Annotated in this window: 13 protein-coding genes and 1 pseudogene; 5 read left to right on the top strand and 9 right to left on the bottom strand. The window is 44.5% G+C overall.

All coding sequences use genetic code 11. The features are described 5' to 3' along the window. Window positions 1-184: 184 nt before the first annotated feature. The gene (locus GJR95_RS37340; RefSeq protein WP_162390711.1) at window positions 185-1,507 is read right to left on the bottom strand and encodes a replication initiation protein; all 1,323 of its coding nucleotides are present in this window, start codon (window positions 1,505-1,507) and stop codon (window positions 185-187) included. Window positions 1,508-2,499: 992 nt separating this feature from the next. After that, window positions 2,500-3,871: pseudogene (locus GJR95_RS37335) on the bottom strand (IS3 family transposase); the annotation flags it as partial. A 346-nt stretch (window positions 3,872-4,217) separates the two neighbouring features. Between GJR95_RS37335 and GJR95_RS37330 the strand changes: the two are divergent. After that, window positions 4,218-4,556 carry an HNH endonuclease gene (locus tag GJR95_RS37330; RefSeq protein ID WP_162390710.1) on the top strand — a complete coding sequence of 113 codons (339 nt, stop codon included), beginning with the start codon at window positions 4,218-4,220 and terminating at the stop codon, window positions 4,554-4,556. Window positions 4,557-4,634: 78 nt separating this feature from the next. On the opposite strand, the gene GJR95_RS37325 is transcribed toward GJR95_RS37330, so the two are convergent. The 4 genes from GJR95_RS37325 to GJR95_RS37310 form a co-directional block, all read right to left on the bottom strand. Further along, window positions 4,635-6,461 carry a type IV secretory system conjugative DNA transfer family protein gene (locus GJR95_RS37325; RefSeq protein WP_162390709.1) on the bottom strand — a complete coding sequence of 609 codons (1,827 nt, stop codon included), beginning with the start codon at window positions 6,459-6,461 and terminating at the stop codon, window positions 4,635-4,637. A gap of 46 nt (window positions 6,462-6,507) precedes the next feature. Further along, window positions 6,508-7,329 (bottom strand): DUF5712 family protein, encoded by an 822-nt coding sequence (locus GJR95_RS37320; protein ID WP_162390708.1) that lies wholly within the window; start codon window positions 7,327-7,329, stop codon window positions 6,508-6,510. 20 nt (window positions 7,330-7,349) lie between these two features. Continuing rightward, window positions 7,350-7,760 (bottom strand): BfmA/BtgA family mobilization protein, encoded by a 411-nt coding sequence (locus GJR95_RS37315; RefSeq protein ID WP_162390707.1) that lies wholly within the window; start codon window positions 7,758-7,760, stop codon window positions 7,350-7,352. 222 nt (window positions 7,761-7,982) lie between these two features. Then, window positions 7,983-9,191, bottom strand: a complete 1,209-nt coding sequence (locus GJR95_RS37310; protein WP_162390706.1) for an aminotransferase class I/II-fold pyridoxal phosphate-dependent enzyme — start codon at window positions 9,189-9,191, stop codon at window positions 7,983-7,985. 550 nt (window positions 9,192-9,741) lie between these two features. Here GJR95_RS37310 and GJR95_RS37305 point away from each other — a divergent pair. From GJR95_RS37305 to GJR95_RS37295, 3 genes are all read left to right on the top strand, one after another. Continuing rightward, window positions 9,742-10,251 carry a hypothetical protein gene (locus GJR95_RS37305; protein ID WP_162390705.1) on the top strand — a complete coding sequence of 170 codons (510 nt, stop codon included), beginning with the start codon at window positions 9,742-9,744 and terminating at the stop codon, window positions 10,249-10,251. A 1,402-nt stretch (window positions 10,252-11,653) separates the two neighbouring features. Next, window positions 11,654-11,911: a hypothetical protein gene (locus GJR95_RS37300; RefSeq protein ID WP_232540983.1), complete on the top strand. Its 258-nt coding sequence runs from the start codon at window positions 11,654-11,656 to the stop codon at window positions 11,909-11,911. A 189-nt stretch (window positions 11,912-12,100) separates the two neighbouring features. Further along, window positions 12,101-12,247, top strand: coding sequence for a hypothetical protein (locus tag GJR95_RS37295; RefSeq protein ID WP_198424776.1), 147 nt, complete (start codon window positions 12,101-12,103; stop codon window positions 12,245-12,247). 106 nt (window positions 12,248-12,353) lie between these two features. Here the strand turns inward: GJR95_RS37295 and GJR95_RS37290 are convergent, their stop codons facing one another. Continuing rightward, the gene (locus GJR95_RS37290) at window positions 12,354-12,605 is read right to left on the bottom strand and encodes a hypothetical protein (RefSeq protein ID WP_232540982.1); all 252 of its coding nucleotides are present in this window, start codon (window positions 12,603-12,605) and stop codon (window positions 12,354-12,356) included. A gap of 152 nt (window positions 12,606-12,757) precedes the next feature. Further along, entirely contained in the window at window positions 12,758-13,486 is a 729-nt protein-coding gene (locus GJR95_RS37285) for an NUDIX hydrolase (RefSeq protein ID WP_162390703.1), read from the bottom strand. A 601-nt stretch (window positions 13,487-14,087) separates the two neighbouring features. On the opposite strand from GJR95_RS37285, the gene GJR95_RS37280 reads away from it, so the two are divergent. After that, window positions 14,088-15,197 (top strand): replication initiation protein, encoded by a 1,110-nt coding sequence (locus GJR95_RS37280; RefSeq protein WP_162390702.1) that lies wholly within the window; start codon window positions 14,088-14,090, stop codon window positions 15,195-15,197. 365 nt (window positions 15,198-15,562) lie between these two features. Here GJR95_RS37280 and GJR95_RS37275 read toward each other — a convergent pair whose 3' ends face one another. Further along, window positions 15,563-17,920: an ABC transporter permease gene (locus GJR95_RS37275; RefSeq protein ID WP_162390701.1), complete on the bottom strand. Its 2,358-nt coding sequence runs from the start codon at window positions 17,918-17,920 to the stop codon at window positions 15,563-15,565. Window positions 17,921-18,165 lie beyond the last annotated feature (245 nt).

Genomic DNA, 18,165 nt, shown 5'->3' with positions numbered 1-18,165 from the left:
TCCAAAGCAAAATGTGAAACTTTTCTTTCTATGTACGTCCAATTATTTAAATGATTGCAAAATAGACTATTATCTAAAATAATCTCAGAATTTACATCGGATTTGCAAAGACTGATAACCCTTAGTGCCAACATCAAAACAGCCGGAATAGGAGGGAGGCCATTTTGGGGGCGTATAGAAACTATTATTCTAAATCCTTAAATACTAATGGCTGAAGGCGTTCGATGGCTTGAAAAAATGGGCCGTACATGACTGGATTTTGAGCATTCTCGAAAAGGGATAGCGTATTGTTATAAAATCTTCCAAACATGCCTGATTGCATATGTTGGCGAACCGATTCGTGCCACTCGGGATGGTCAATCAGTAGTTGGCAAGCTACTTGGTGTTTCATTTCGGTTAGAGCCTGCAATTTGGCATCTTCTATTGCCTGCTGCTGCTGGCGAGCTTGCATCTGTTGTTTAGCCTGCTGCCTTGCCTGATCTATTTGTGTATCATTAATATTGTCAGAGGCTGGTAATGGCGTATTGATCATTTTCTGTATATAACCCGCTACATTTTTAATTACTGTCCCTTGTCTTATTTGTTTCAAAGTGTAGCTTATAGCGGTACGTACTTGATCTTCCGAGGTTTTTTGAAGCCAGTTCACTACAACTTCACGTTTAACAAACTGGGCAACAGAAGCATACAATTGATCAGCAATATGCTCAATTCCAGAATCATTAGCTCCAATTATAACTTCTTGCTCTTCTTTAGTAATCTTATTGGCCTCTCTACTCTTACTGACTGAGATAGTGGGTTTGGCTGCTGGAAGTAAGGGTGAGGCTTGGATAGACATATGAAAGATAACGGCAGCAACTTTACGGTTACTACGCTCTTCTTTCATTTCATGAACACGAATATTCGTAAATGTATTTAGATCATTACAAGCTCTAAGTAATACTTTTTGCTTGAAATTTCCGTAAAGCGGATATTCTTTTTCACCAATTTCAAGGACATCTCGAAGCCGCTCCACAGTATAGCGAATAGAGGTCTTTTTTAAGTTCATCTGATGGCGTAGCATCATGTACAAGCGAATAGAAAACTGACTATGCACTCCTGAAAGATTACGTACGTCAAATTCAAGGTATTCCGAGCGAAGTTGAAGCAAATACGGTTTTAATTCAGGATGAAAAGTAACACGAATTGATTCAGACTTAGTATTGCCGATTTGTGAACTAGCACTAGTTAGAAAGGGAATAACTGTACGATACCGGTTACCATCTTCCTTTGTATGATAAAGTACCATTGTTTTGTTTACAAGCCGTTCCGCTGCATCTTTTATGCTTTCGTAACTGCGCCCGTCTCGACTTAAACTGAATAATCGGATAATATCTGCAACGCGTAGTTCATATTCACAGAAGGTTAAATCATCTGGACTAATCATAGTAAGCATTGTGAAAAACACGCGGAATTCCACTACGTCCATACGGTACGTAGCCTCTACGATACCGTTCTTACCCGCTTTCATTCGGGCGATTGTTCGTTCACCTATATCCGAGCGTCTTCGTAATGTAGTCTCCTTCGCCATACCACTAAATTTACTTAAAATTTATATCAACTTACGCTAATATGATTGGACTACAAAAATTTTGAGTTGACTTTTGAAAGCTGATTTAACCTAATTTTTTTAGACATACGTGTTTTAGGTTATGATTACGTGTTACTGGTTATAGTTGAGATGTGAGCACAGTAAGACTAAGTGAATTATTACACCTAGTTTATGTAGGTGCAGGAAAAACTAATGGCAGAAACTAGCTTTTTTGATTCATGGGGTATTCAAACTCATGAATATTAACCCAATTGGCGCTTTAGTGAAGGCGAGATATAGGTTATAAATCTATGTGAATTAGGTTATATTTAAACGAGAATCAGGTTATAGTACTACGAGATATAAGTTATATTTAGACGTGATATAGGTTATCTTTATGTCAATAACTATTTGAATTTCAATGATTTAGTTGCGTCTTAAAAGAAACATTTAGAAAGTAATAAAAAGTAACACACTAAAGAACTTATGTAGATGTTATCCGAAAAGAATTCTGTTATTATTAATGAAAAGTAACGATTTTACTGTGAGAGTTCAGATTATAGACACGTGAATAAGTCCGCAATATTTTGTCTAATCAAATTGCTGATAGACAGTCGGTTATGGGTGTGTTATCATTACATACTTACTCGTGCGGCAATAATATAACTGCGTAGTGGCTACGTGTTATAGGTTATAGTTGATGTTGGTTAAGATAGTTATCTATATGAAATGGGATGCATTAGGTGTATATCGTCAACCGAAAGTGGACAGATGCGGGCGGTCCGCCGCGGCGGTGAAAACAGAAGAGATACTTTTAAGTACTTTGTGTATATCGTCTACCGAAAGTGGACAGATGTGGGTGAAAAGAGAAGAGACGGTTTTAAACACGCTGTAGTTTCTGAAAAATATGACCACAGCGGTGGGCCGCTTTTCCGTCGTTGAGCCATCGTTAGCCGCTTGATTCTTTTACGCTCTGCCATAATTTGCTCTTGACGACCCCAGTAAGCATCGGCGGGACGTACATTCTCAAGTGATTCATGATACCGTTGGTGATTATAGTAATCTACCCACTCGCTTAGACGCTCCCGCAATTCATCGGGACTATAATAATGCTCCAGCAACAGCATGTTTTTCATGGACCGGTGATACCGCTCGATTTTCCCCTGTGTCATGGGATGAAACGGCGCACTGCGAATATGCTCAATGCTTTCCCCTTTCAGATACTCTTTTAAATACCGAGACACATACGCTGAGCCGTTGTCCGACAACATACAGGGCCGCTGATCAGCCGTTAAGCTACTGGCTTTTAGAGCCGCTTGCACGGTTTTCTCCACGTCCGTGGCTTGCATACCAGGACACAGTTCCCACGCCAAGATATAGCGCGAGTAGTCATCCAGCACCGTCGAGAGGTAATACCAACCCCAGTTCTTGATCTTAAAGTACGTAAAGTCTGTTTGCCAGAGTTGGTTAGGGACTGTCGTGGGATTATAGAACTGATCAGCCGCTTCCATAAGTCGGTAAGCTGGGGTTGTGATTAAGCCCCGACTCTTCAGGATACGATAAACCGTAGACTCCGAGACAAACCACCCTTCATTATCAACGACATAGCAGGCCAACTCCCGGCAAGACAGATCGGGGTGCTCTAAGGCTAATTCCACAATGCGGCCCTTTTCAGCGGGTGGCAGTTGGTTCCAGCGCTGGTTCGACGATAAGCCGGATTGGCCAAGCCATCATAGCCATCCTGCAAGTACCGTTTGTACCATTGATAAAAGGTCGATCGATTGATACCTAACTCACGAAGGGTGGTCTTGACACTTAAAGCCGAGTGCTCGACCAGTGTGATGATTTCCATTTTCTCAGACTGAGTCATGTGATGGTAGCGATTAGTCGTCGGCTTTGAGCCGCGATGGCGGACCATCTTTTTTTTAATACCCTACTCTCCAGGCTCAATTCGGCCACCAGTTGTTTAAGGGCTTCATTTTCAGACTTGATCGATTGTACTTCGGGCGCGGTGGCTTCTCGGGTTGTATCGCCCGCCAATCGCTTTTTGCCCGCTTCGAGGAACTCTTTACTCCACCGATAATAAATGTTGGTGTTGAGTCCTTCCCGTCGACAAATCTCGGCTACTGACTGTTCGCCTTGTAGACCTTCCAGCACAATGCGAATCTTTTCTTCAGCGGAGTATTGCCGTCGGGTTTGTCGCTGAATGTCTTTGATAATGGATAAAGCAGGCTTGCGCTCGGTAGAGGTGGGAGATGGCGAGGCTGTGCGCTTGGCTTTGGAGGTTTTAGCCGAATTGGACATAATTAAGGAGGTTTGAGTGAAACAACCGGGTCGCCGGTGCGATTACTGAATTGTCTCTTCCCATTTCCGCCCTTTTTGTCCACTTTCATTTGACGACGTACACCTTTGAGCAAGTAGTCAGCTTGCCACTAGTTTCCACGTGTGCCCTTTACTCCCAAATCGAGACCATTCGCAATATTTATTTTCTGATCAAAAACCTTTACATGGTCGTCCAACATGGCCGCTTACTGGCGGATTAGGTACGCACGCTATCGCGTCATCTTGAAATTCTGATTGAAGGGTTAGACCCTAAGATTAGAGAGGCTGTAATGTCCCATTCATTGGAGGCTGAACAAGAGTAAATTCCATGAGTACTAAACCGCTGGATAAGTTTGTTTCAGTAAGCAACCTTGTCCGACTTATTCGCCGGATGGATGAATATGAAAACTGGAAGAGGGCGGTTTTTTTGCGTGATCGGTTCACCTGTCAGCACTGCGGGGCCAGAAATGGGCGTAAACGGGTTATTGAAGCGGATCATATTGTAAGTATTACCTTACTGGTCAAAGAAAACAAGGTAGATAGTGCAGAGTCGGCTAGTAGTTGTAATGCTCTGTGGGACAAAAATAATGGGCGGACTTTATGCCATACATGCCACGAGCAAACGGAATCCTATCCGGGACGTTTTGTTTCATATACAAGACATTGAAAATAGTTAAGCTAATATGACTAATGGGTAGGCGTTAATAGGCCTACCCATTAGTTAAAGCTGTGTCTATAAATTTAGTTAAGAAAAATGTTCCCAACCGTCGGGCGGCTCTGGACCCTTTGGTTTATCCGGTTTGGGGGGGGGCGTGGAAGAATCAGGCTTAGTCGGTTTCGTGTTCTCAAGCACTAGTTGGCGAACATCTTCCTTTATTTGCCGAAAATTGGCCCGCTTTTCCGCTTCGCTGACCGTCGTAAATGGCTCAATGGTTTTCGCTTTTGATTGGGGAGCCATAAACTGAGTCACAAACTCATTTGTGCTCCCTTCCGCAATGAAGCCCGCAAATTGGCCCGTTTGTAGATCCCGGATTGTTTGCATGGGCAGACGGTCCCGCTGCTGAATGGATGTGCTGGCATTCTGGCTACTGGAGGAACTTCGATCCCCAGTACTCTGACCCGATGAGTAGCTTAGATACTCCACATCTTGTTTGCCAAATAAAGTCGTTACCCGTTGCAACGTTTTGGGGTTGGTTGAGCGGCCATAAAACTGATTGGACAGGTTACCTAGTAACATCTCTGCATGCTGAGGCCCTAATTGACCTTCCATTTGGGAAATATCCTGTACGGCGTACACCGTGGCCACTTTACTAGAGCGAGCGGTGGCGGGTAGCTCGTGAAAGTTCGGAATGAATAGGGTAGGAGCCTCATCCAAAATAATGATACTAGGCAACCTGCCCGGTTTATTCATTCGCTTGGTAGCCGTGGCAATGATGAGGGAAATTAACGGGGAATACGTAGTGGGAAGGTCAGCATCATTGCCGACCACTAAAAAGCTTGGCTTGTCAGGATTGTTTAAATCAAAGGGGACATCATCTCCGCTCATTACCCAAAAGATTTCAGGTGTGTTTAGCACGGCCAAATAGCTTTGAACGGTTGTAAAAATGCTGGCCAGGGTCTTTTCTGAATCCTGACTACTGGTGATGGCAGCCACTAGCCCCCGTACTTCCTCATCTTTTCCTAGTAATTCCAGTAGCGTCTTGGTAGGCGTTTCGATAATAAGACTGCTGGCGTGGGGAAGAGTACAGAACTGAGGGTAGTTATTTCGCAAAAACCAAAGACTGCCGGTTAATAAGGCTTCGGCGGTCTGTAGCCAGATGTCCCGTTTTAAGCTCGATTTGTAATCCAGATTACTAAACGTGGTCAAGGCTGCTTCCCGGGCGTAGCTGGCGTTGATAATGATTTTGGGACTAACGGGATTAATCCGGTGGCTGCGCGTCAAATCCGTAAAATTCACATAGTAATTAGAAACGCTACTGACCCCATAGGCCCCCGCTACTTCATCAGCCAGTGTAGGAAATTTTCGATCATACAAAATACCTGTAAAGTTGGCGGCTGCGGATTGCTGAATAATAGGTTCAATGAGACTTTTGCTTTTGCCGGTGCCCGGACCTCCGCAAATAAAAATACCTCGAAAAATATTACGAAGCTCAAGGATACCGTCTACCGTCATAAACGAAAAGCGGGGCTGATCATCGGGTACCGGCTCGGGTTCGGTTTGCCAGCGAAACAGAGGCTTACCAGTATGTATCCAGTATCCATAAATACCCGTTACCACGAGGGTCATGTAAAACCAGGCTGTAAAAGTGGAACCCTTGCCCAAAAAGAACTTTAAAATAGGGGAAAGCATCATCCCACAAAAAATCATCACAAGGGCTAGTACGCCAAAACGCAACCACAGTTTATTCCAAAGTACGTGGTTATTAAAATGGGTTTTGCGGGTGTAGAAAACCATGCGCAGGGCCAAATCAGGAATAAAATCAATTCCCAATTTCCGAAGAAAACCCATCGCCATCATGATCAAATTTCCCGCAAGTATACCGATACCAATGGCATAAATTAATACAGTCATATAGATACTAAATAATCGTTGAGAAGAAGCTACTAGATAAAGATTATTACAGGGATAGGTCCTCTTTTTTTCGCTGCGGAATCTGTTCTTGTTCGGCTTGCTTGCTCTGTTGGGTAGACGAGTGCGAGAGGAGGTAATTAGGTTGTTGTCGTAGGGCTTCCAGCCGTAACGCGATGCGTTCTTCCTGATTGCCTTTCTGCAACCTGTTCGCGTACTGAAACGATTCGGTTAGGGGTCGGTCATAGCCAAACTGCCGGTCAAACTGGGCTTCGACTGCCTGCTTAAATTCGGTTCGGTCAAACCCCCCTTGCACGGCTCCCTGACTAGCCGCTCGGTGGTTGGTAGCGGGGCTTAGTTTCAGCGGATGCTTCCGGTCAATCTCGCCAGCCTGTTTTTTTTGCTGATACCGGCTTAAATCCTCCGTTCGGCTCACGATAATATGGACGTGGGTTTGGGAGCCTTCCTTGGATTCACCCTCGACGCGCTGTTGTTGTTGAACGGCTTTATCGGTATGAGAGAATGTCCGCGCTTGCTCGATCTTGGCGAACCAAACGAGGTCTCTACTTTCAATCCCCTTTCCAAACTGAGCAGCATATTCGTTCATTGCTCCTCTTGTGTAGGCTTGTAATTTGCCTAGGTCATTGCCTACATGATTTAATTCCGATTGACTCGGACTCAGGATGACTTGATAGTATTTATCGTCCTGTTGCCCTAAGTGCTTCCGATTCGCGTCAATGCTACTCGTTACCTGTGAAGCGTCAATATTCCCCTTGTCATGGGTAAACCAATTACCTTCGCCTTCCTTTTGCAAGTATTGTACTAATCCAATACAGCTTCCTTTACCTCCGTTCGTAATCTTGGCTATCATCTTAGGAAAATATTAGTCGATTAGTTCGTCTTTTTCATCAACTCCTCATAGACGGCCCGAAACCGTTCCGTTTGAAATTCGGGCTTAAACGCCCCACCAATCGTTCGTATCTGCGACTGCCGTAGCGTTTTAGGTAAGTCATGACTCACAAGTTGAAGGAGTAGTTTTATATCGTCGCTAATGGGTCGGAGCAGTTCATTTTCCTGTTGGCGAATAAAGGAGACCAATCGTCTATCCAGTGCTTTTATAGCGTTCGTTGGATTGTCAGCTTTGGGGTCTCGGGGGTCGGCATGGGTCGCTTTGAAGTAGAAAATCATGGCCTCTAACAGCCCTTTTTTTGACAGGCCGTAACTATCGGCCATCCGTTCAAACTCGGCAAACAAATCCGCCGAAATCAATATTTGCTTGTCTTTCTCCTTACTTTTTTCCATAAACTCAGTTAAGAATCAGTTTTTGACAATTGATAATCAGATAGTTAAATCATAAACTCAGTGATGAACTGAGTTTTAAATGCTACTCAATACATTCACATGAGTTTACAGTTCCGGCTAAGCAATTGAAAGTCAGTTCTTTAATAATAGTTCTACCCATGAAAACTGAGCGTGGTACTGTTCCCGCTCGCTCCTTAAATTAGGGAAAATTAGTAGCGGCTTTTACTGGTCTTCACTGTATTCCGGTTCGCTGTTCAGCGCATACGTTTGCTGCAGTTTAGCGAAGGCATCCAAGGTTTGGATGATATCTTCCTCTTCATGCAAGGCCGTTACAATGAGCCGAAGAATCAGGGTCCCTTTTGGCACAACAGGGTACACTACCGGACTACAAAATACCCGGTAGGTATAGCGAAGCTCTCCCAGAAAGGCAGTAGTTGTTTCTTCCGAATAGGTCAAGTAAATAGGGGTTATGGGACTACAGGTATTGCCAATATCGTACCCCAGCGTTTTCAAGCCTTCCTGTAATAACCGAGTATTTTTCCAGAGCTTGTTTCGTCGTTCGGTTCCTTCCTCAGCCAGCAACTTTAATTTGAAAAGCACACTGGCTACGGTTAGTAAGGGTAGGGTTCGACCGAATGTCTGCGAGCGTAAATTGTACTTAAAGTAGTCGATGAACTCTTTACGAGCCGCCACAAAGCCTCCCGTAGTGGCTAGTGCTTTGGCAAAGGTGCTGATGTAAATATCGACTTGGGGCATCAAGTCCCCCACTGATCCCCGTTCTCCAAAGCTCATAAACCCGTGGGCATCGTCTACCAGCAGGGTAAACTCATAGGTCTCTTTTAGCCTGAGAATGTCCGCTACGTTGGCCGTATCTCCTCGCATACTGAACACGCCATCGACTAAAACAAGTACTTCACTACCGGACTGCACTTTAGATAGGAGCCTTTCTAGTTGATGAATGTCATTGTGTTTATAGGAAAACTTTGGCCCCTGATGAAGCCTGACCCCATCAATCAAACTGGCATGTACTTGTTGGTCATAAATGATGGTTTCATGCCGGTCCACTAAGCTATCCACGACGGACATAATACCCTGGTAGCCGAAGTTGAGCAGCAAAACATCCTTGCCGATAAGTTGGCTAATTTCCTGCTCTAACTGTTCGTGGTAAACTGTATTTCCGGTCAGGAGTCGTGACCCGGCGGGGTAGCCAGAACCATATTTTTTAACGATCTCGGTCTCCGCTTGTATGACCTTATCATCCGATTGCAGCCCTAGGTAATCGTTAAAACTCCAGACAATAACCTCCCGGCCTTTGAAGGTCATACGGCTCTTTAAGGGTCCTTCTAGGATAGGATAAATGTATTCGCTTTGATACTGGCCATACGCACTAAGGCCACGGTTTTTACCGGTTAACTTTTCTAGTAAACTCATAGAACGTTGAGATAAAAAGATGGCCCATTTTCAGGATGCACATCAGGCAATATGAACTAACTGCCTTAAGGTCAGCTTTGACTATTTATTGTTAAAGACCCAAAGCTTTTCACATACTCTAAGTTACTAAAAATTGATTAAACGGTAAATAAAAATAGAAAAATAAAAGTGTAAACTATAAAAATAGTTATATAAAAATGACTTTTTGATAGAAGTCATTTATTCCATTTCATACAATTACTGCTTGGATAGGGGAGAGGGTGTACAGGGTCGCTCAAGATGATCGATGAGCTGCATACGCGTATATCTGAATGTTTTCAGATAGGTATGCCACTTCGGGCAAACATGAACGCTGAGGTGAAGAAACTGTACGAGTACCTTACGCAATCGCGTAACGAAACGATTTTATACGGACCTAAAAAGTAGCGACCGTCGCACGGTGGGAAACTGGGTGGCTGATGCCGATGATATGAAAGAATACGCTAATTATACGTTCGTCTTAATCTTGGCAGTAAGTCTCTGGTCCTGTGGTACCAAAGATTCACCCCCTATGCCCCAACTGCCTGGTTACCTCCGAATTCAAGCTACCTTGACCGGCTATGTTGGCTCCGGCCGCATGGCTATGAGCGGTGGCCTAAACCTGCTGGCCGAGGGTCCAGAGGCTCAGGATGCCTCGACAAAAACCTACACGGGTGTATCAGGCAAAATCGTTCTGGGGGATATCACGGCCAATTTCACCGTTGAGCAACCCAGAACGTTTGCGGAATCCTATGCCGTGCCAGCAGCGTATCAATCCAATGGGCAATTACTGGTTATTAACGCCATTGATACCGGCACGCAGACGGATCTGATCCTGAACCTGCCCGGGCCCCAGCTGTACCTGGCCCGATCGGGCACCTTGACAATCTCTGAATCGACGCTCGTTAAAGCCGAAGGCCAAAATAAGCTGTATCGGCTTCAGGGTACATTTCAGGCCGCCCTGTTTGGTACCGGCGTCGGTACTTCGTCAGCGAAGGATTACGCCATTACCGGCACATTTGATTTGCTGTTAGTCGAATAAAATCTCCTTACCCAGACATCGTCATGGTACCTATATTTTTACAAAAACGCCGATGGGGTGGTCCCGTTGCCCGGTTACTTGTGACCCTATGTATTCTCGTATTCGGGGTTGGATTTTCGTTACTGCTTTCGCTGGTTGTCGTCGAACGTAGTCTAAGTCGGAATAGTAAGTTGATCCTGATAACGATTGTTTTAGTTTTAACACTGCCCCTAATAGGTCTTTTTGAACGACTTAGGCGATAGGTAGGAATTCCTTGAAAATCAGTATAGGTTGGACATTGATGCAAATCTGTAACTAATACTGTGATATGAGTTTTAAACTCCAACGATTCTGCAAACTTGTAAATTTATAAAGTTGTTTACTATTCTACTAGTAAACAACTTTATAAATTTACAAGTTTGCAATTTCACAGATAATTCATATTTATGATAATACTGTTAATTGGATAGTTGTGCGGAAAAATTCGGCGCGGATGGTTAGTTCCGGTTCGCGAACCGGCTGCTGCCTCGCAGTGGCGCCCCACCCCCGTTAATACGTAGTTTGCACCAGCAGCGTACAAAGTCGTCTCACTTTGCGAAGCCTTTTATGAGATTGAGGCAAACGGCCATTCTCTGTTACAGGCACCATCCCATTTTCGTACTTTACTTCCCAAAGTACGAAACCAAACTATTGTGAAACAGCAAAATCGTCCCTAAACGCGGATCAGTATATAGTTCAAAAACCTATATTTATGCTATCAGGTAAACATATGGTAGATTATAATAATACCCATTACTAAGCAGCTATAACTGAGACGTACCTACAATGTAATTCCAAGCCTATAAACTATGAAATACCTATTCTTATGCTTATGCTTATGCTTATACGTATGGTTTCTAACATCTTTGCCCACCTTTGGTCAGCAATGGACTGTTAATGACATTAAGCAGCAGGCTCCGCTTATGGTCAATATTTTGGCAGTACCCCTGGGGGATAATAAGTATTATTTAACCGAGCAGTTTGATACGCTATCGCCAAACCCGCTGCTGGCTAAACTGGTGAAGAATCATCTGTTTTACTTAAGCTATCTTCTCAGCAATTACTCCCATATTAACTTTGACAAAATACGTGGATCTTGAATCGCACCAACAAAAGCCAAGGAAACCTTTCATGAAGAGCTGCTAAGTGATACACTGTTTAATCGCTGTTTTGTCGAGTTAGTCACGTATTACCTCCAGGCTCAAGGAGTAGTTGTCAAGGGATACGCACCTCCCACTAAACCAGCTCTTACTAAGCCCGCTTTGATGCAAATAGCGGTTCGCTTTTTTGATCGGTTAGAAGCTCAGGCCAATGAGCTGTTGCCTGGTATATAAATCTTAAAACGAATGCTAACTTTGACAAAACCGTAATCGGGAATCAGCCCTTGATCGAAGCCTTTTGCCATGAAGTTATTATGAAGTGGTCAACTACCTCAAAAAACTTGCGCTATGACAAGGAATTTTATGAAGAAGTTAGAAATCTTTCTAGTCGGGCAGCTTTGGTGACCAGTACAGCTAAGCGACTTCAAGTTGTACGATCTGCAATGCGTCATTTAATGATGAAAAGCAAAGAACTGGAAGAAGTATTACTAAGTGAATATCAACTTTCTAAAGACTGGTTAGGATTTACTCTCGTTCGCTAAACTGCCTGTTTGATTCAGTGTGTAGAGAAGTATTATCCGTTTCGTACTTTAAGAAGAAAGTACGAAAACCGGCACGCGTTTAGTTTCCCAGACCCTCTTGAAACTCGCTATTTGAGGGTACTTAACACATTTGTAGGGTTGTCTCCCCGGCTGGTATTCATTCTTCCGGCCGAATACCACGCCTTGCAAATGATACGGGAAAGCTTCAGCATAGCCACTGTACTGGCCCGCTATGAACGCTACATCGAGAAGTTAAAACGGCACGGGCATCAGGAAGCGATTGAGGTCGCTGAGGAAAGGCTACGAACGGCTAAAATACAGGCTAATAAGCCTTAGTGCCTGGGTACAATGATGGATAGATCTCCTCCTGTAGAATGAATGATCGGGCAGTCGTCGGACAACCCCAAAGCGGAGCCGTGGCACTATAACCTCAGCGTTTCCATCAATTGAGATGTAGTTGCCTGAGGCCATGGAGCTGTTGATTTAACTCATCGAGTTGGTTGGCCTGCCGTTGAATCATTACCCAATGCTCTTTGAGAAGTTGTTCCTGCTCTTGTTGCCTTTGGATGTGAACTAGTCGCTCAGCTTCTAGCCGCTCGGTATAGGCTTTCTTTTCGAGTTGTCGTTCCTGGCGAAGCACCGTATTTCTGGCGCTACATAAGCCACGATGTTCACCAATAGGAAGGCCACCCACTTGTCAAGGGAGGGCATATGGCTCAGGAAGTAGGTCAAAAACTCGTGCATGGTTAGTCTATTTTTAGCCGGTTGTCAAAGTGTACGTTGTTGGTTGTCGATCAATGGCTATGACACCCAGCTATCAATTTCAACCGTACTTCTTGTTTTTTCTCAAAGCTCTCGAAGATACAAGGTTGTGATGCCTTGTCGAAGGTGAATAGGATAGTTTTTCAATTCCCGATCGATCAGTTTATGATCATGGGGTACGGCTTCATTGATGTACTCGGGATCAATAAAGATGATGTTGAGCCGCTCATGGACCTCGTGGCCAACTCGCTCGGTGTGCTTGAGTAAATGTTCACTAGAGGTGGTGGTTTTCAAGGTGGCCAGATCGTCAAAATAGCGGTAGGTGCAATACCAATAGTAATATTTGTGGTGGTAATTGGAAAAGCAGGCCTGGTAGGCATCGGGTTGCTCCCGGATGGTGCGCAGCAATTCGTCGGTTTCCCTGAGTTCTTTGAGTTGGCCTACGCTGAGTTGCTCCATCAGGGATCGGTTTAGTAACTCATCCCGGTAATTCTTGATGTGCTGCACCACATCCCCATGAGTAACACTTCGTTCAATGGAGTATTTATGCTTGTAAAAGAAGGAAAGGGAGATGGCCGGCTTATCGTAATTGACGAGTTTTAGGTTTTTCAAGGGTTTACCGGGCCGGTTGTATGCCTGATACTGCTTCATATATTGCATGGGGATGAAGTAGTATTCTAAGTGGGGGTCCGCTGGGGGCGGATTGCTAATCTGGTTGATTCCCGGAGACAGCGTAACGGCCTGGGTTTTGAGGACGGTGCGCAAGCCCTCCAGGGGGGCTTCGTCGTTTCGTTTGGCGGGTTTTTTAGCCATGATTTCAAGTTCTAGATGTTAGTACTTTATTTACTATAAAAGTAAATAAGTGATTCTGTTTTTGCAAACGCTCTTTTTCCCCTTTTACACGATTCTTTTCGTTTTGATCCTTTATCTCTTTATCAATATTTTATTTGATTGATTTTAGTCCACATAACTATCTATATATCAATAACTTATTCGCAAAAAAACGAGGTTTAGGCGGTATAATAACGAGGTTTAGGCGAGAATATTAACTATCTATAACGAGGTTTAGGCGTGATCAAAACGAGGTTTAAGCGAGATTAAAACGAGGTTTGGGAGGGTTAGTTGTATGAAAAACGAGGTTTAGGCGGAGCAGAGAATTTCCATAATTGGAGCCTAAAATTTATCTCAATTCAGGCTGAATTTTGTCGATTTATTAATCTGTCGGACAAAAACACATGAATATAAGAAAAAAATAGAAGAGAAAAACGAGGTTTGGGCGGTGTACTCAAATGAGAAAAACGAGGTTTAGGCAGCAAAAAATTAAGTAAAAATCTATAAAAACCAGTTTGTAAAAACGAACTGGTTTTTATAGATTTGAACAAACTTACTGATAATCACCTTACTATTTCCGAAAATGCAGCAAAATCCTGAAGATCAGCTGGCCCCTTTATTCACCAAACGTCCGACGAATTACCAGCCAAACTTATTCACGGAATCGAAACAGGAGTTTACCGAGTTGGAAAAGAAGATTGTCGTTCTAGTCGTCAACCAGATAGGCCACATGACCTTGAAAGGAGAATTGCAGGAAAAAGCAAACGTTGTTTTCAGTATTCCATTTTCTGAATTAACCCGTGATCACCACAAACAGATAGCGGACGCGGCCGAATCTCTGCAATCAAAACGACTGATCTATCGTAATGACGCGAAAGGTAAGTTTGATTTTATTACGCCTTTCCCAAGGGTTCGTTCCGAAGTGATTGATGGCAAGCGAGTGATTGAGCTAACTATGTTTGCCGATGTAGTTCCTCATTTTGCTGAGCTTGGCCAGCGTTACACCAAATATGATATTGACGTAATGTTGTCGCTTTCTTCGGTTTACGCACAACGTATGTTCGAAATCGTTAGCATGTACCATAATCGTGGTCAGCGTGAATTCTCATATTCAGTAGACCGCTTGATGATGATGCTTAATTGTCCCAGCCGGTATACCTTCAATGATTTTAAAAAGAATGCCTTAGAAGTAGCCCAGCGTGAATTGCAACAGAAGGCAAACCTTTACCTGGAGTGGTCAGCTGCTAAAAAAGTGGGAAAGAAAATTATTGAATTAGCTTTTATAGTTAAAACCCCCCAACAGTTAGCTGCTGAAGCCGTTAGTCAGGATCAACGGACGGTTAATAACATGTCTATTAATGAAGCGTATACAACAGCATGGCAGTTAATGAAGAACTATAAGCTGAAAGGTTTTCAAAAAGATCGTATTTTGTCGGATCATAGCCTGCTGGATACCTTTTTCCGGATTGATTCTGAATTAGCCAATGGGGTTCGCCAAAATGTCAAGAATCCAACGGCTTATCTGGTCAAGTCGCTGGGTATCGATCAGTTGAAAGATCCCAAACCCAAGACCAAACCGGAGTCTAAAACAGTCCAATCAACGCTTTCACTTTTTCCTGAGGGACCAACCCTTCGAACTGGGTCAGTTAAATCAATAGGGGCCATTTTTGGGGATATGATTATGAATGAATAACTCAATAACGAAAAGAATTATAGAGAAATAGGTGGTCACTAGTACATATAGGACGCTCTATAATGTAAAAAAGCGAGGTAATTCACGCAGAGCTGCCTGAGGGTTCGTCTTGGAGTCGCGTTAAACTTGCGGTCATTTGGGAGAAAAATCAGTCTCACAAACTCAGCGTGGCTGTTGCACAACTCAGTTAAGGTCAAAAAGACTGCCACTGAAGTGTCTATCCTAGTAAATTATAGAGCATCCTGAACTCAAATCGAGCTGATTAGACCCCGACTGGGGGTTGTGCAACAGCCACCAGCGTTTTTTGAGAATAAATAAACTCAGTCTATACATTCTCAAACTCTTCCAATCAATGGTTTGTGAGGCTATTCGCTTCGTATGGACTGTACGGGATTGGCTAAAGCCGCTTTGACACTTTGAAAACTGATGGTTACCAGAGCCGTGCCAACAGCCAACAGACCGGCCCAAACAAATACCCACCAATCGATTGCTATTCGGTAGGCAAAGCTTTGCAACCACCGATGCATAGCATACCAAGCAATCGGGCTCGCCACCATAACAGCAATAAGCGCCAGGATTAGGAAGTCTTTGGCCAACAGGCTGATGATCTGAGTCACCGACGCACCCAATACTTTTCGAACGCCAATCTCCTTCGTCCGTTGTTGCGTGGTAAACGCCATCAAACCGAACACGCCTAAACAGGACAGCAGAATAATTAAGGCCGAAAACCATTGGAGGAGCGTTTCTCCTTTGGCCTCCTGCTGGTATTGTCGATCGAAACTTGTGTCTAGAAAAGCCGCTTCAAAGGGGTATTCGGGAATCAGTGAGGCCCACACCGACCGAACCTCATCCATCGCCGTGGGTTTGAGCCGAACCAGTACGTTCCATGGATTATCCCGTTGATAATATAAAATCAGGGGTTCAACCGAATTATGCAGGGAGGCGAAATGGTAATCCTTGACCACGCCGATCACCTGCTGAGGAAGAGAGTCCGTCGTGGAGGTCTTCACTGTTTGGCCAATGGCCTGATCCATGCGCCAGCCCATCCAATGCACAAAGCGTTCGTTAACCACGACCGCCCGGGATTTGTCACCCTCAGAACGGAAATTTCGCCCAACCCGTAACCGGATTTGTAGCAGCGGCAGATAATCTTCGTCGATATGCGCCGAAAAGACGAGCTGCTCGGTCCGCTGACCGTTTTTCTCCCGGATCACACTGGCTTTGGCTTCGTTGGTGATCGGACTCAAGCCTAGCGATACGGCTTCAATTCGACTGCTTTTTTCCAGGGTTGCCTTGAGAAGGCGCATCTTTTTGCGAATGGATTCGTCGGGGGGTACACCAATGACCAGCACTTGTTCTTTGCTGAAGCCCGGGTCTTTGCTACGCAGGTAATTGGTCTGTTGTCGTACGACTAGCGTACCGACGATAAACGTGACCGAAATCGTGAATTGCAGCACCAGTAGCGACTGGCGGGTCCACCCACGACCTAGTCCATAAGTCTGTCCTTTCAGCACCCGTACCGGTTGAGCGGACGACAAAAATAAGGCCGGATAGAGCCCCGTTAGCAGACCAACCAGTACTAACAGGGTGAGACCACCCGCAATCAATGATCCCTTGGGCAGCATTAGCGGAATGCCAGTTAACTGCTCAAACAAGGGACTAGCCAGGCCGATTATGACCACAGACAGTACACAACTCACCAGCATTAATAAAAGTGCTTCGCCCAGAAACTGACTCATCAACTGCCACTTACCAGCCCCCATTACTTTCCGGATACCCACTTCTTTCTGCCGCTTGGCCGCCTGCACTACGTACAGATTCATATAGTTGATGCAGGCCACCAGCAAAACAAAGGCCGCTATGATGGAAAAGACGACTAAATAGAGTCGATTACCTTTTGGCGTATCATCGAAGAGCCCTTCCACGAAGTGAAGCTCTGTCAGTGGTTGCAGTTGATGGTTAATTTGGATGTCATTGCCTAAGCCCAATGCCTTAATCCGTGGGGCCACCTGTAACTGATCAAATTGGGCCAGTTTCTGCCCAAATCGAACGGCCTGCGCTTGGTCGTTTAATAACACGTAGGTAAAACAAGAAGTATCGAATACGTCTTCAGGGGAGGGGGGGGCATCCTGCCAGGAAAGCAGCATACTAAATTTCAGGTCGGAGTTAACTGGTAGGTCGCGTAGTACGCCGGTGACGGTGTAGGGCTGCTTATTAACTAGTAGCGTCTTCCCCATCGGGTCGCCAGTACCGAAGTATTTGGTGGCCAGTTTCTGAGTGAGTACCAGGCTATAGGGCTTATTTAAAGCGGTCTTACTGCCCGAAAGCAGGTTGTAGGAGAAGACCTCAAATACACGTTTGTCCACTTGATACACATCACTTTCATTAACCAGACCAGTAGCGTTTCGTAGAATAGCCACCGGCGTAGCCTTAAAGCGGACTGTCTTCACTACTTCAGGATAGGTCTGCTGAAGGCGGGGCCCAATATCAGCACTCGACACGGCCAGGCCGTCATCAGAGCCGGTTGTTTTGAAGCGGGTAATTACCCGAAAGATCGAATTGGCCTGTTGGTGAAAATTGTCGAAGGTCAGCTCATTCCAAACGTAAAGCGTGATGAGCCAGCAAGCAGCAATACTGATCGACAAGCCAGTAATATTGATAGCGGTGTAGAGCCGATTTTTTACTAAGGCACGCCAGGCAATTTTGAGATAGTTCTGTAGCATAGAATGTTCATACCTTATAGAGTAACTAAGGTAGGTCTATAGCTAATAGACAAGCTGTTAAAGTTTGTTAAGCCTGTTATGCTACATATGAGAAAAGCCCTCCGTCTCGTGTAGGAGTGTATGGTGAGATAACCTAAAAATCAATTTTACCTTAAAGAAACGAATGAGAACCGCGATCTTTTCTCATTTCACTAAGCTCCGCCCTCCCATCGATCTGTTCATCGTCATCAAGCCGAACCGATCAT

The sequence above is a fragment of the Spirosoma endbachense genome, assembly GCF_010233585.1.
Taxonomy (GTDB): domain Bacteria; phylum Bacteroidota; class Bacteroidia; order Cytophagales; family Spirosomataceae; genus Spirosoma; species Spirosoma endbachense.
This window is presented reverse-complemented; position numbering and strand designations above follow the sequence as displayed.

Bases quoted from the DNA above. Each gene is read 5' to 3' on its own strand.
- GJR95_RS37310 (WP_162390706.1), bottom strand. From the start codon at position 9,191: ATGAGTTTACTAGAAAAGTTAACCGGTAAAAACCGTGGCCTTAGTGCG.
- GJR95_RS37325 (WP_162390709.1), bottom strand. From the start codon at position 6,461: ATGACTGTATTAATTTATGCCATTGGTATCGGTATACTTGCGGGAAAT.
- GJR95_RS37295 (WP_198424776.1), top strand. From the start codon at position 12,101: ATGATACGGGAAAGCTTCAGCATAGCCACTGTACTGGCCCGCTATGAA.
- GJR95_RS37340 (WP_162390711.1), bottom strand. From the start codon at position 1,507: ATGAAAGCGGGTAAGAACGGTATCGTAGAGGCTACGTACCGTATGGAC.
- GJR95_RS37285 (WP_162390703.1), bottom strand. From the start codon at position 13,486: ATGGCTAAAAAACCCGCCAAACGAAACGACGAAGCCCCCCTGGAGGGC.
- GJR95_RS37315 (WP_162390707.1), bottom strand. From the start codon at position 7,760: ATGGAAAAAAGTAAGGAGAAAGACAAGCAAATATTGATTTCGGCGGAT.
- GJR95_RS37305 (WP_162390705.1), top strand. From the start codon at position 9,742: ATGCCCCAACTGCCTGGTTACCTCCGAATTCAAGCTACCTTGACCGGC.
- GJR95_RS37275 (WP_162390701.1), bottom strand. From the start codon at position 17,920: ATGCTACAGAACTATCTCAAAATTGCCTGGCGTGCCTTAGTAAAAAAT.
- GJR95_RS37280 (WP_162390702.1), top strand. From the start codon at position 14,088: ATGCAGCAAAATCCTGAAGATCAGCTGGCCCCTTTATTCACCAAACGT.
- GJR95_RS37320 (WP_162390708.1), bottom strand. From the start codon at position 7,329: ATGATAGCCAAGATTACGAACGGAGGTAAAGGAAGCTGTATTGGATTA.
- GJR95_RS37330 (WP_162390710.1), top strand. From the start codon at position 4,218: ATGAGTACTAAACCGCTGGATAAGTTTGTTTCAGTAAGCAACCTTGTC.